At 77.7% G+C, this 13298-nt stretch carries 9 protein-coding genes; 2 read left to right on the top strand and 7 right to left on the bottom strand.

Going from position 1 to position 13298, the window contains the following annotated elements:
* Window positions 1-36 precede the first annotated feature (36 nt).
* Window positions 37-351, top strand: coding sequence for a hypothetical protein (locus MT994_RS07730; RefSeq protein ID WP_076403636.1), 315 nt, complete (start codon window positions 37-39; stop codon window positions 349-351).
* Here MT994_RS07730 and MT994_RS07725 read toward each other — a convergent pair.
* The 4 genes from MT994_RS07725 to MT994_RS07710 form a co-directional block, all read right to left on the bottom strand.
* Window positions 338-1210, bottom strand: a complete 873-nt coding sequence (locus tag MT994_RS07725; RefSeq protein WP_354805791.1) for an LLM class flavin-dependent oxidoreductase — start codon at window positions 1208-1210, stop codon at window positions 338-340. The genes MT994_RS07730 and MT994_RS07725 overlap by 14 nt on opposite strands.
* A gap of 29 nt (window positions 1211-1239) precedes the next feature.
* A complete protein-coding gene (locus MT994_RS07720; protein ID WP_354805790.1) occupies window positions 1240-2271 on the bottom strand; it encodes an MBL fold metallo-hydrolase in 1032 nt (343 codons plus the stop codon).
* Window position 2272: 1 nt separating this feature from the next.
* Window positions 2273-2761, bottom strand: a complete 489-nt coding sequence (locus MT994_RS07715; RefSeq protein WP_251176440.1) for a hypothetical protein — start codon at window positions 2759-2761, stop codon at window positions 2273-2275.
* Between the two features lie 145 nt (window positions 2762-2906).
* Complete coding sequence (locus MT994_RS07710) at window positions 2907-3959, bottom strand: LLM class flavin-dependent oxidoreductase (protein ID WP_061267132.1); 1053 nt, start codon at window positions 3957-3959, stop codon at window positions 2907-2909.
* A gap of 71 nt (window positions 3960-4030) precedes the next feature.
* Between MT994_RS07710 and MT994_RS07705 the strand changes: the two genes are divergently transcribed.
* Window positions 4031-4153, top strand: coding sequence for a hypothetical protein (locus MT994_RS07705; RefSeq protein WP_021483523.1), 123 nt, complete (start codon window positions 4031-4033; stop codon window positions 4151-4153).
* Here the strand turns inward: MT994_RS07705 and recD are convergent.
* The 3 genes from recD to recC are packed head-to-tail and all read right to left on the bottom strand — an operon-like array spanning window position 4129 to window position 13192.
* Window positions 4129-6192 carry an exodeoxyribonuclease V subunit alpha gene (recD, locus tag MT994_RS07700; protein WP_354805788.1) on the bottom strand — a complete coding sequence of 688 codons (2064 nt, stop codon included), beginning with the start codon at window positions 6190-6192 and terminating at the stop codon, window positions 4129-4131. The genes MT994_RS07705 and recD overlap by 25 nt on opposite strands.
* On the bottom strand, window positions 6189-9737 hold the full coding sequence (locus MT994_RS07695) for a UvrD-helicase domain-containing protein (RefSeq protein WP_354805787.1): 3549 nt from the start codon (window positions 9735-9737) through the stop codon (window positions 6189-6191). Before MT994_RS07695 ends, recD begins: the two co-directional genes overlap by 4 nt.
* Entirely contained in the window at window positions 9734-13192 is a 3459-nt protein-coding gene (gene recC, locus MT994_RS07690; protein ID WP_354805855.1) for an exodeoxyribonuclease V subunit gamma, read from the bottom strand. Before recC ends, MT994_RS07695 begins: the two co-directional genes overlap by 4 nt.
* Window positions 13193-13298: the final 106 nt, after the last annotated feature.

Raw genomic sequence — 13298 nt, 5'->3', positions numbered from 1 at the left:
TATGACCGCGCTGTCCGGTTCCGCTAGGGTGGACCGGTGATCCCCCTCGCGTCCGGCGCCCACTCCGTGGCCTCCGTCGTCCTCGAGCTGCTCGGGTGGGTCTCCGCAGCCGTGACGCGGGTGCCCGGACGGATCGGTGCGCTCGCGGCGGAAGTGCGCGAGACCGCGGCGGGCTGGGGCCTCCCGGTCGGCGAGGTGACCGACCTCTATGCCGACTTCCCCGTCCGCCTCGCGCTCGCCGTCGGCGCCGTCGCGCTGGTGTGCGCGGTGGTCGCCCTCGTCCACGGCCTGCGGCAGCGGCCCGGCGCCGCGGGCACCGAGGGCGACACCGGGCGCGTCACCGGGAGCTGAGCAGCGGCGCGACCTCTCGCCCGAGGAAGCGCACGAACGCCTCGACGTCGGGCTCGTCCGCGGTCGGCTGGACCGCCACGGCCGTCGCGCCCGCCTCCGCGAGAGCCAGGACGCCCGCCGCGACCGCCTGTGCGTCGCCCGCGGCGCCGATGCCCCGACCGGGCTCCGCGCCCCACGTCGGCAGCTCGCGGTCGACCCGTGCCTGCGCGTCCGGCCCCGTCGCGGCGATGAGCGTCGCGTGGACGTCGAACCCGGGGCCCGCGCCGCCCTCGCGCGCGACGGCCGCCGCGCCCCGCACGTCGTCGGGGGTCAGCGCGTTCGTGAGGATGAGACCGTCGCCGAGCTCGCCGGCCAGCGCGAGCGTCCGCGGCCCGGACCCGCCCAGCCACAGCGGGACGGGCTCCGTGGGCGGCCAGTCGAGCCGGACGGCGTCGAGCGTGACGTACCGGCCGTCCGTCGTGACCTCCTCGCCCGCGAGCAGGCTGCGCAGCGCCGTCGCGTGCTCGCGCAGGAGCGTCAGCGGCGACGCGACGCGCACCCCCGCCTGCCCCATCCACTCCTGGACGCCGTGCCCGACCCCCGCGACGAGGCGACCGGGGAACATCCGCGCGAGCGTCGCCACCTCCATCGCCGTGATCGCCGTGCTGCGCAGCGGGGCGGGCATGAGCCCGATGCTGACGCGCACGCGGTCGGTCCACGCCAGGGCAGCGGCCGCCGAGGCGAGGCCAGACTGCTTGAAGCAGTCCTCCCACACCCAGAGGTCGTCGAGGCCGGCGTCCTCCGCCGTCGTCGCGAGCCGCCGCAGGCTCTCGGGTGCGTGGGTGGGCACGAACGCGATACCGAGCCGTGGTGTCATCATCCCGTCATCGTGCACCGTGGCACCGACAGTCAGCCGTCGCGGCTCGGGGCGCCGAGGGTGTCGTCGGCCGCGTCAGCTCCGATGTCGGCGATCGTTCTGGTTCTGGTTCTGGTTCTGGTGCTGGTGCCGGTGCCCGCGTCGGTGTCTGGGCCGGCGAGGAACGCGAGCTGCGCGGCGACGGACTGCCGGGCGGCTCCTCGCACCGCGGGGTCGACGTCGGCGTAGACCCGCGCGACCATCTCGTCGACCGCGCCCGGTGCGTCCGGGGCAAGGCCGAGCGTGGTCAGCGCGGCCCGCACCTGGGCGAGACGGTCGTGACGGTGCTCCCGGTACGCGCGAACGCGTGCCGCGAGGTCGTCGACGACCGGTCCGTGGCCCGGGAGGCCGGCCACCGGTCCCAGGCCGCCCGAGACGGCCTCGATCGCGTCGAGGCTCGCGAGGTAGGCGCCGAGGGACCCGTCGGGCGCCGCGATCACCGTCGTCCCCGCCCCGAGCACCGTGTCGCCCGTGAGGATCGTCGTGCCCGACGGCGCCCGCGCGCCCTCGTCCGCCGCGGTCCCGGAGCCCGCGGCGACGGGGCCCGCGGTGCCGGAGCCCGCCGGGCCCGGGTCCGCCGTGCGGCGGGCGCGGTCGTCGGTCGAGGCGACCGGGCCGTCGTCGGGCAGGACGAGGCAGACCGAGTCGGCGGTGTGGCCGGGCGTGGCGAGGACCGCGACCCGCAGGCCTGCGGCCTCGATCACCTCGCCGTCGCGCAGCGGCGCGCCGCCGTGGCAGTGGTCCGGGTCGGCGGCCCGCACGGGGGCGCCGGTGCGCGCGCGCAGGCCGGGGGACCCGGCCGTGTGGTCGGCGTGGCGGTGGGTCACGAGCACGAGCTCGACCGGCCCGGCGGCGGCGAGCGCGTCGAGGTGGGTCGCGTCGTCGGGCCCCGGGTCCACGACGACGCACGACGCCGAGCCCGGCGCGCGCAGCACGTACGAGCGCGTGCCGTCGAGCGTCATGGGGCCGGGGTTGTCGGCGCGCAGGACGGCGGCGAGGCGCGTGACGGGCGTCGGGGCGCTCATGTCACGCGCGGTGCCGCAGGACCGCCGGGCGGCCCTCGTCGTCCCACTGGGCGAACCGCGCGTCGATCAGCGGCGCGACGAGCTCGTACGTCTCCCACGTGTCCGGGACGCGGTACACGTCCTCGGGCTCCCCGTCGCCGGGGCTCACGGCGTCCACGTAGTCCTCGAGGTAGAGGCCGGCGTCGCCCTCGTCCTCGTCGTCGCCCGCGTAGTAGGCGCTCGCGAACGCGGTGCCGACGTCGTCGAGGTCGTGGTCGACGAGCTTGCCGTCGCACGAGTCGTGCACGAACGCGCCCGGCGTGACGGTGCGCTCGCGCAGCGCCGCGAGCTCGTCCGCGGAGTCCTCCTCGAGCTCCGGGGACGCGTGCCCCGCGAGCACCGCCCACGCGAGGAACATGCCGATGTGCGTCGCCCCCGCCTCGGGACCGGCCTCGGGCGGGTAGCCCTCGCCGCCGGAGTGCCAGGACGCGTCGTCGTACTTCGTGCTCATGCGCGCGACGCTACCGCCTCCCACCGACGCCGCCGCGCCCCCGCCCCGACGCCGCCGCCGACCACGACGCCGCTCCGCGTCGAGCACGACCTTGCTGTCGTGACGGGCGCTATGGCGACAGCAACGTCGTGCTCGGCGGGGAGGGTCAGACGGCGAGCTCGCCCGCGAGGAGCTCGAGCGTGCGCGCGCGGCCCGGCGTCGCGTCGAGCGCCTCGTCCGCCCGGGACGCGGCGACGGGCACGACCATGACCTCGTCCACGCCATGGCGCTCGGCGAGCCGACGGACCTCGGCCGCCGCGGCGTCGGGCGTGCCGACGGCCCAGCGGCGCAGGCTGTCCTCGACCATCTGCCCGGCCGCGCCGTCGAGCGGCGCGGCCTGCGCCTCCTCGACGGTCTCGAGCGCGGTGAGCGCCTGCCCGGTGCGTAGGCGCGCCATCATGCGGGCCTGGGGGAGGGCCCGGGCGCGCGCCTCGTCGTCGGTCTCCGCGACGACGGCGTTGAGGGTGAGGAACGTGCGGGGCTCGGGGAACGCCTCGCTCGGGCGGTAGCCCTCGCGGTACAGGGCGAGGATCTCGTCGATGCCCTGGCCCGAGAAGTGGTTCGCGAACACGTACGGCAGGCCGAGCTCGGCCGCGAGGCGCGCGGAGTAGTCGCTCGACCCGAGCAGCCAGACCGTCGGGGTGCCGTCCGCGGCGGGCGTCGCGTGCACGTCGTAGACCTGCCCGCTCGTGAGGCGCAGCGTCGCGCCCTGCGGGCTCATGAGCGCGAGGATGTCCGTGACGTGCTGGGGGAAGCGGTCGACGTCGGCCGTCGGGCCGGTGATGCGCAGGAGCTGCGTGACGACCGGGTCCGAGCCGGGCGCGCGGCCGAGGCCCAGGTCGACCCGCCCCGGCGCGATCGCCTCGAGCGCCGCGAACTGCTCGGCCACGACGAGCGGCGCGTGGTTGGGCAGCATGACGCCGCCCGAGCCGACGCGGATCCGGTCCGTCACCGACGCGGCCGCGGCGATCATCACGGGCGGGGTCGAGGCCGCGACCGCGGGCATGTTGTGGTGCTCGGCGAACCAGTAGCGCTCGAAGCCGAGCCGGTCGGCGAGGCGGACCAGGTCGAGCGACGCTCGCACCGCCTGGGTGCTGGACTGGCCCGAGCGGACGGGCACGAGGTCGAGGACGGACAGGCGGGGGGTCTGGGTGCTCACCCTGGTGCCAACCGGCCACCCCCGTGCCTCATTCCCCGGGGCGACCGCGCACGCCTGCCAGGATGGTCGCCATGGACGTCCCCTCGATGATCATGGGCGCCGCCGTCGCGTCCGTCGCCTGGATCGTGCTCGTGCCCTGGGGCCGCCTCAAGGAGCTGCGCGAGCGCGATCAGGCGGAGCGCACCGAGGACTGACCGCCGGGCAGCGGAGTCCGCAGCCCGCTCGCCCGGTGGACCGGGCTCGTCACCGCGGTGCGCACGGCGTCCTCGGAGCCGACGACGCGCACGAACGACTGCGCGCGCGTCACCGCCGTGTACAGCAGCTCGCGCGTGAGCAGCGGCGAGGTCGCGGGCGGCAGGACGAGCGTGACCCGGTCGAACTGGCTGCCCTGCGCGCGGTGGACCGTCATGGCGTGCACGGTCTCGACCGGCGGCAGCCGGTGCGTGCGCACGCGCAGCGGCGCGCGCGGGTCCCCGAACACGGCGACGACCCCGCCCGAGGGCTCCGCGACGAGCACGCCGGTGTCGCCGTTGTAGAGGCCGACCTCGGCGTCGTTCGTCGTGACGAGCAGGGGCCGCCCGGCCACCCACGGGGAGTCGGTCGCGTGGTGGCCGGTCGCCTCCTCGACCCACGCCTCGACCTGCGCCGCCCACCGGCCGCGCCCCGCGGGCCCGCGCCGGTGCGCCACCATGACGCGGTGCCGCGCGAGCGCGTCGAGCGCGGCGGCCGCGTCCCCGGTGCGCGCGGCCTCGACGAGCAGGGTCCCCGCCGCGACGGCGTCCGCGCGGACCGCGGCCAGCGCCGCGTCGTCGGGCTCGTCGTCGGGCGTCTCGAGGAACTCCACGGACCCGTGCCCCGCGCGCAGCAGGGCGAGCGTCGCCTCCGCGTCCTCGGCCCGGACCGCGGCGGCGAGCGGCAGGATCTCCGAGTCGCGGTCCTGACGGTGGACGGTGCGCAGCCGGACGACGCCGTTGCCGAGCACCGCCCGGTCGTCGACCTCGCCGTCGGCGGGCGGCGGCGCGTCGGCCAGCGCGGTCTCGGCCGCCGCGAGCACGACCGGTGCGGTGGCCGGGGGCGTGACGGGCTCGCGGTGCACGAGGTCGCCGAGCACGGCGCCGGCCTCCACCGAGGCGAGCTGGTCCGGGTCCCCGACGAGCACGAGCCGCGCGTCGGGCCGCAGCGCCTCGAGCAGCCGCGCCATGAGCGGCAGCGCGACCATCGACGTCTCGTCGACGACGACGACGTCGTGCGGCAGGTGGTGGTGCGCGTCGTGGCGGAACCGCGTGCTGCTGCCCGGCCGGTACCCGAGCAGGCGGTGCAGCGTCGTCGCGACGGGCGTCCCGACGCGCGCGCGGTCGGCGGCGTCGCCGAACCCGGCGACGACCTCGCGCACCGCCTCCTGGAGCCGTGCGGCCGCCTTCCCGGTCGGGGCGGCGAGCGCGACGCGCAGCGCCGTGCCCTGGTCGGCCGGGACGTTCGCCCCCGCGCGCGACGGAGCGGGCGCCGCCGCGGTCGCGGGGCGGGCAGCGTCGTGCGGGACGGCGTCGTGCAGGACGGCGAGCAGCCGCGCGACCGTCGTCGTCTTGCCCGTGCCGGGGCCACCCGTGAGGACGGTGAGCCGGCGCGTGGCGGCGTGCGCGGCGGCGAGCCGCTGCCGCGTGTCCTCCGCCGCGGGGAAGAGGCGGGCCAGCGCGACGTCGAGGCGGTCGGCGTCGACCGGCAGGTCGGGCGCCGCGAGCCGACCGTCGACGTCGTGCCGGACCGCGAGCTCGTCGCGCCAGTAGCGGTCGAGGTACAGCGCGCCCCCGACCCAGCGCGCGGGCCTGTCGGGCGCGCCGTCGACCCCGACGGCGACCAGCGGGCTGCGCGCGACCGCGCCGGCCCACGCGGCGCGGTCCGGCCACGGCAGGTCCGCGGCGTCGGTCCGGGCGGCCTCCTCGTCCTCGGGCAGCGCCAGGGAGCCGAGGTCGTCGAGGCGCACGCACACGGAGCCGCTGCGCACGGCACGGACGGCGAGCGCGACGGCGAGCAGCACCTGGTCGTCGTGCTCGCCCGTGAGCCGGCCGAGCCGCAGCGCGACGCGCACGTCGGCGGCCGAGACCACGCGCGCGACGTTGAACGGCGCCAGGCCCGCCGGCACGCCGACGGCGAGCCGCGGGTCGCCCTCGTCGACCACGTCGCCCGCAGGAGGAGCGGTGGGCCGGAGCGTCGACCCGGGAGTGGTCGTGGTCATGCGCGACCTCCGTCGAGCAGGGCGGACAGGGCGACGACGAGCCCGGGCGGCGGGCTCCAGGCGACGACGCCGTACGGGGTGCCGTCGGGGCCGCGGGGCGTGTCCGGCCCGGCCATGCCGCGCACGAAGAGGTACGCCCCGCCGGCGAGGTCGCGGTCGGGTTCGTAGTCGCGCACGCGCCACCGCAGGTAGCGGTGGAGCGCGACGAGGTAGAGCACGAGCTGCAGCGGGTAGTGCGAGGCGAGCATCGCGTCGCGCATGGCGTCGGGGTGGTAGTCGCCCACGGCGAGCGGGACCCCGAGCGGCCCGACGCGGTTCGTCTTGTAGTCGACGACGAGGTACCGGCGGCGGCCGCCCGGATCCCCGTCCGGAGCGCCGTCGGGACCCGGGGCGGGCACGCGCAGCACGGCGTCGATCGAGCCCGTGAGGTAGCCGCGCAGCGGGACGCCGCCGGTGCTCGTGCCCGTCTCGGACTCGTCGGCCAGCGCCGCCAGGAGGTCGGGGTATCGGGCGAACGCGTCGTCGGCGGGCAGGTGCGCCCGCAGGACGTCCGCGAGGTCGCGCAGCGTCGCGGGACGCACGCCCTCCGTCTCGTCGCCCCCGGCGAGCGGGAGCTCGAACTCGAGCTCGGGCAGCCGGTCCCGCGGGTCGACGTCGGCGAGCGTGAGCCCGCCCGCGATCGGGCCGAGCGGCGTGCGCAGCGACAGGCCTAGCGCCGTCGCGAGCGCGACGGGCTCGACGCCCGGCACGCGGACCGTCGCCGCCTGCGCGCAGCGGGCGCGCACCTCGGCGTCGAGGTCGTCGGCCGCGGTGTCGACGTACTCGAGGATCTCGTGCACGAGCGTGCCGAACGCGGTGCCGCCCGGCTGCCCCTCGTACGGGGACGGCACGTCCGCGCCGGGTCGCGGGGTCGAGGCCTGGGCCGAGGGCGCGGCGGTGTCGTCGTCGGCGGTCTCCTCCGGCTCGTCCTGCACGCCCGGGTCCTCGGGCTCGCTCTCGATCCCGCCGACCGGGCCGTGGTGCGCGGCCGCGGTCAGGGCCGAGTACGACGCCCGACGCCATTCGCGGTCCGGGAGGTGGGCCGCGGTCGCGAGCGCGAGGTCCGTGCCCGACCGGGTGCCGGGCGACCAGGGCTCGCCCTTCGGCCGGGCGTCGACCTGCTCGACGACGACCGTACCGCCCGACCGCGCCGCGACCGCCTCGAACGCGGACCGGACGGCGTCGTCGCGCATCGCGTCGGGCCGTGCGTGGCGCCCGGGCTCGCCGCCGAGCATCCGGTCGGCGAGCAGGAGGCGGGTGAGCGGTCCCGATCCGGTGCTGCGCTTCGTGGGGGTCCAGTGCACGACGACCTGGTGCCGAGCCCGGGTGAGCGCCACGTACAGCAGGCGCAGGTCCTCGCCGAGCTCTTCGTCGCGCCAGCGCGCCTTGGCGTCCACGAACCCGGGGGAGCCGACCCCGCCGAGGTGCAGGACGCGCTGCCCGTGGTCGTCGTGGAACGCGAACAGCTCCTGGTCGTCGGGCTCGAACCGCTCCCACCCGAACGGGACGTAGACGACGCCGAACTCCAGACCCTTCGCGGCGTGCACGGTGACGACCTGCACGGCGGCGGCGTCGGTCTCGAGACGGCGAGTGCGCTCGTCGGTGAAGACCGTCCCGACCTCGGCGATCCGGGTCCGGAGCCAGGCCGTGAGCGCGGCCGTGCCGAGCCCCTCGGTCGTCGCGGCCTCGTGCAGCGCCTGCGTGACGTGGCGCAGGTCGGTGAGGTAGCGCTCGCCGTCGGCGCGCGCCATGACACGGGCCGTCGCCCCGCGCCGTGCGGCGACCTCCGCGACCGCGGCCACGCCCCGGTCGGCGAGCAGGTGCGCCCAGGCCCGGACCGTGTCGCCGAGCTCGTCGTGGTCCGCGTCGTCCGCCGTCGCGAGGCGCTGCGCGTCCCAGCCGACGAACGGGGTGAGGGCGAGCGCCGTCGCGCGCCGGTGGAGGCCCGGCTGCTCCAGCGCCGCGAGGAGCGTGAGCCAGTCCTGCGCCGCGGCCGACCCGAACACGCTCGACGGCCCGGAGACGACCGCGGGCACGCCCAGCGCGACGAGCGCCGAGCGCACCGCCTCGGCCTGCGCGTTCGTGCGCGTCAGCACGGCGACGTCGCGCGGCTCGAGCGGGCGCCAGCGCGCCGCGTCGCTCGCCGCCCCGCCGGCGTCGTCGCGCACGCGGTCGCCCCCGCCGGACGCGGTGCCGAGACGGCTCGCGACGTCGGCCGCGACGTCCTTCGCGAGCAGGCCGCGCGCGTCCGGGGCCGACGGCGCCGACGAGGCGCCCAGCCGGTAGGCGCGGCGCGTCACCTGCCGCAGCCGCACCGGCGCGCCGCCGGAGAACCGCGCCTCGGGGTGCGCCGCGTCGACCGGGCGCACGACGATGCGCGGGTCGCCGAGCGCCGTCTCGCCGAGCAGCGCGTGCAGGCCTGCGAGGAGCGTGCCGTCGCTGCGCCAGCTCGTGCTGAGCGTCGCGGTGTCCGTCGCGTCCTCGACGGCCTGCAGGTACGTCACGACGTCCGCGCCGCGGAACGCGTAGATCGCCTGCTTGGGGTCCCCGATGAGGACGAGCGCGCTGCTCTCGTCGGGCCGCCCGTGGAACGCGGTGCGCAGGATCGCCCACTGCTCGGGGTCCGTGTCCTGGAACTCGTCCACCATGACCACGCGGAACCTCGACCGGACGCGCTGCGTCGCCGTCGCACCGTGCTCCGGGTCGGTGAGGGCGCGGCGCAGCAGGACGAGGAGGTCGTCGTAGTCGAGCAGGTGCATCGCGCGCTTGCGCGCCTCCACCTCGCGGCGGGCGGCGACGGCGACCTCGTACCGCGCCGCGGCCACCGAGCCCTCGGCCGCGTCCGACGGCGCGACCACCGCCCCGTGGTCGCTCACCGCCGCGCGGGCGACCGCGCGCACGTCGCGCGGCGAGAGGATCGGCTCGCTCTGGTCGGCGAACCGCCGCACGTACAGGTCGTCCGTGACCTCCTCGACGAGGTCGGCCACGTCGGGCAGGAAGCTCGTCGCGAGGTCGACGTCGGCCGCCGTCCCGAGCGCGGTGAGCATCTGCTGGCAGAACCCGTGCGTCGTCGTGATCGTCGCGGCGTCGAGCTGGGACAGCGCGACGCGCAGGCGCTCACGACGGCGGGCGAGCTCGTCGGCGTCGACCGCGGCGAGGAACGTGACGAGCTCGTCGGCGCTGTGCGCCGGGTCGTGGCCGCGCAGCGCGCGCTCGGTCGCGACGAGGCGCTCGCGCACGCGGTCGCGCAGCTCCGACGTCGCGGCCCGGCCGAACGTCACGAGCATGATCTCGGGCAGCGCCGCCACGCCCTCGGCGACGTAGCGCGTGGTGAGGGTCGCGATGGTGTGCGTCTTGCCCGTGCCGGCGCTCGCCTCGAGCACGACCGTCCCGCGCGGCAGGTCGCCGAACGGGTCGAAGCGCCGCGGGCTCCCCGCGACGGGTCCGGGCACCGCGGGTCCGGACGCCGCGGCGGGCGTGGCGGGTGCGGACGTCGGGCCGCTCATCGCGCACCTCGCAGCTCGTGCTCCAGCAGGGGGTCCCACACGCGGCGCGCGAGCGCGCCGAGGCGGGTCGGGTCGTCGGGGAAGCGGCCCAGGTCGGCGGTCGTCGCGTGGCCCGCGAGGTCGGGGAGCGCCGGGTCCTGGCCCCACGCGAGCACGACGTACGGGTCCTTGCGCTCGAAGCCCTTGTTCCACGCCCACCCGGCGCGCATCAGGGCGTCGCGCGCGTCGGTGGTGCGCCGCTCCTCGGCGTAGCGGAGCGCGACCTCGGGCAGCAGCGGCAGGGGCTCGCGGGCGGCCTCGTCGCGCAGGGCCACGAGGTCTGCCAGCACGGCGGCCGCCGTGTCGCGGTCGGGCGGCGTGAGCGTCGACCACGCGACCCCCGGGCCGCGGGGGGACCGGCCGATCGCGACGGCGTCCCACGGGCGGCCCGGGTCGCTCACGCGCAGCGCGAGCGCCTGCACCCAGGCGCGCAGCCGGTGCTTCGGCCCGAGCCGCGAGTACTCCGTACGCACCACGCGCGCGCCGTGCACGCCCGGCACGCTGCCGACGAGCGTGCCGCCGTCCGGGAGGGTGGCCCGCACGTCGACCGTCTCGGCGGAGCTCAGCACGTCCTGGCTCACGGGACGACCGGCCGCGACGTCGGCCTCGCGCGCGGCCTCGACGGACGCGACCCGGAGCGGCCCCACGGCCCGGACGACCTCCTGGAGCGCCGACCGGCCGAGCTCGCGCGGCGGGACCTGGCCGCGGCGCCACTCGGCCTGCATCGCGCGGTTCGGGTCGACGCCCGCGAGCGCGGCCCGCAGCACGCGGTCGCCCACGCCCCAGCCCGCGAGCCCCGTGAGGGAGAGGGGCAGCCGGTCCTCGACGTCCTCCTCCTCCAGCACGAGACCCACGTCGAGCGTGTGCTGCGCGAACCAGCGGGGTGCGTTCTCGAGCAGGCGGACCAGGTCGTCGAGCTCGACGTCGGCGCGGCGCCCGGTCGCCGTGGGCGACCCCGGTCCTTCCACGGAGCCGACGGCGGCACCGTCCGGCAGCGAGAGCGGTGCGCCGACGAGCGCCCCGACCGGCTCACGCTTCTCGCGCGCCTGGCGGGCCCCGGCGAACGCCGCGTCGTCGTGGCTGAACGGTCCGGGGACGCCGAGCGCGCCCGGCGTGAAGTTCCGCTCGTCGACCGTCTGGAGCGGGTGCTGCACGACGACGTGCTCCCGCGCGGGGCGCCCGTCGGCCGTGGTGGCCACCCGGTCCAGCGCGTCGAGCAGCTCCGCCACGGGCACCGCGGGCGGGCGCGGCGCCCCGGTGCGCTCGTCGGCACCCGTGTGCACGACGACGAGGTGGTCGCCCGCCGCGGCGACGGCGTCGAGGAAGATCTGCCGGTCCTCGCTGCGCGCGTCGCGCTCGCCGATCTCGGGGTGCCGGGCGAGCAGGTCGTCGCCCGCGGGCGCGGCGGTGCGGGGGAACACGCCGTCGTCGAGCCCGAGGAGGCAGACCACCCGGTGCGGCACGGAGCGCATCGGCTCGAGCGAGCACACGGTGAGCGCGCCCGTGCGGAACCCGGCGCGCGTCGGGCGCCCGGCCAGGCGGTCGTCGAGCAGCGCCCGCACGTCCGCGAGCCGCAGCGCGACGCCGCCGTGCGCGGCACCCGCCGCCCGCACGTCGCCCAGCACGCGGCGTGCGGAGCCGATCTGCCACGCCTCCGTCGGCGGCGCCTCCGCCAGGAGCGTGAGCGCGCGGTCGAGGGTGTCGAGCCAGTGCGCGAGCGGGTGCACGCCGTCGAGGCCGCGCAGGATCTCCGTGAGCCGCGCGACGAGCTCCGCGAGCCGGCCCGCGAGGTCCACGTCCGTCGAGCCGACGTCGTCCAGCGGGAGCGCGGGCCCGACGAACCGGGCGTCCTCGTCGGCCATCGCGGCGCCGAGCAGGATGCGGTCGAGCGCCGCGTCCCACGTGCCCTGCCGCACGTGCTCGTCGATCCCGAAGCGGGCACGCCGCTCGCCGTCCTCGCCCCAGTGGACCCCCGCCTCGACGGCCCACTGCCGCAGGCGGTCGACGTCGTCGTCGGAGAAGCGGAACCGGCGGCGGACCGGGCCGCTCGCCGCGAGGTCGAGCACCTCGGACGCCGTGACGCGGCCGTCCGCGAGGCGCAGCAGCGTGGCGAGCAGCGCGAGCACGGGGTTGGTGGTCCCGGCGCCGCGGTCCGCGAGGCTGACCCGCAGCCGCTGGCCGGGGTGCGCGTCGTCGCCCAGCTCAGGGACGGCGCCGAAGGTCGCGGTGACGAGCGGCGCGAACGTCTCGACGTCGGGGCACAGCACGATGACGTCGCGCGCCTGGAGCGTCGGGTCGGCGGAGAACAGGCCGACGAGCGTCTCGCGCAGCACCTCGACCTGCCGGGCGCGGCCGTGGCACGCGAGCACCTGCACGGAGCGGTCCGTCGGGTCCAGCACGTGCGCGCCGTCCGGATCGTCGGCCCGCAGCGCGGACTGCAGCGCGCCGAGCAGGGTCGGCGGCGGGGGCGCCGCCTCGTGGTGGGTCTCGCGCGCCTCGCCCGTGGCGAGCCGCAGCTGCAGCTCGACCGTGTCCCGGCCGGTGGACGCGAGGAACGGGTGGCGCGCGAACGTCGGCAGGTCCGCGCGACGCCGGACGGGCGCGCCCGCGCGGTCCGAGCCCGGGTCCGCGTCGCCCTTGGAGGGGTCGCCGGCGGACGCGGCGACCGTCGCCCACAGCGCCGGCGAGGGGTGCACGAGCCACAGGTGGACGTCGCGGTGCGCGGCGAGCGCGCGCAGGACCCGGAGCTCGTCCTCGGGGAGCCGCGTGGGCCCGAACACGGACAGCCGCGGCGGCAGGTCGACGGCCGCCGGGTCCGCGTGCAGCGCCGCGACCGCCTCCGTCACGCGCCGTGCCGGGTCCGTCGCCGGGACGCGCTCCACCAGGCGGCGCCACAGCTCGGGCTGCCACGCGAGGTCGTCCGGCGCGACGGCGGTCCCCGTGACCGGGGCCGACCACGCGAGCACGACCTCGGGCCGCTGGCGGGCGTAGTCGACCAGGAGGTCCGCGAGCCGTCGCGCGAGCGTGAGCCGCCGGCCCCGCCGCACCTCGTCGCCCGGGTCGCCGACGTAGCGCGCGAGCGGCGCCGCCCAGGGCTCGGCGAGGTGCGCGTCGAGCACCTCGAGCACCGACCACGCGAGCCGCTCGGGCCGCCACGGGTCGTCGTCGGGGTCGAGGCCCGTGAGGTCGGCCACGACCTGCTCGACGAGCCGCCGCGGGCCCCGGAAATCCACGTTCGCGCAGATCCCCGCCGTCTCGCCCGCGCCCAGGTGGTGCGAGAGCCGCTGCGCGAGCCACCGCTCCACCCCGCGCGTCGGGACCGCCACGACGTCCGGCGTGAACGGGTCCGCCGGGACCTCCGCGAGCACGGCGGCGAGCGGCGCCACGAGCGCCTCGGCACGCTCGGAGCGGTGCACGTGCAGCAAGAGGACCCCTGTCGATGGTGGTGGCGTGATCATGTGCCCGGCCCGCGGCCGTGCGCTACGAGGAATCTACGAGGTGCGACCCACACCGTCGAACCGC

Source organism: Cellulosimicrobium sp. MI9406 (genome assembly GCF_040595865.1).
Taxonomy (GTDB): Bacteria; Actinomycetota; Actinomycetes; order Actinomycetales; family Cellulomonadaceae; genus Cellulosimicrobium; species Cellulosimicrobium funkei.
Note: the sequence above shows the minus strand (reverse complement) of the source record. Positions and strands in the feature narration are given on the sequence as shown.

What these genes read in the sequence shown, in the direction of transcription:
- MT994_RS07725 (WP_354805791.1), bottom strand. Translation starts at nt 1,210, where the DNA reads ATGATGACACCACGGCTCGGTATCGCGTTCGTGCCCACCCACGCACCC.
- MT994_RS07720 (WP_354805790.1), bottom strand. Translation starts at nt 2,271, where the DNA reads ATGAGCGCCCCGACGCCCGTCACGCGCCTCGCCGCCGTCCTGCGCGCC.
- MT994_RS07715 (WP_251176440.1), bottom strand. Translation starts at nt 2,761, where the DNA reads ATGAGCACGAAGTACGACGACGCGTCCTGGCACTCCGGCGGCGAGGGC.
- MT994_RS07705 (WP_021483523.1), top strand. Translation starts at nt 4,031, where the DNA reads ATGGACGTCCCCTCGATGATCATGGGCGCCGCCGTCGCGTCCGTCGCC.
- recD (WP_354805788.1), bottom strand. Translation starts at nt 6,192, where the DNA reads ATGACCACGACCACTCCCGGGTCGACGCTCCGGCCCACCGCTCCTCCT.
- MT994_RS07695 (WP_354805787.1), bottom strand. Translation starts at nt 9,737, where the DNA reads ATGAGCGGCCCGACGTCCGCACCCGCCACGCCCGCCGCGGCGTCCGGA.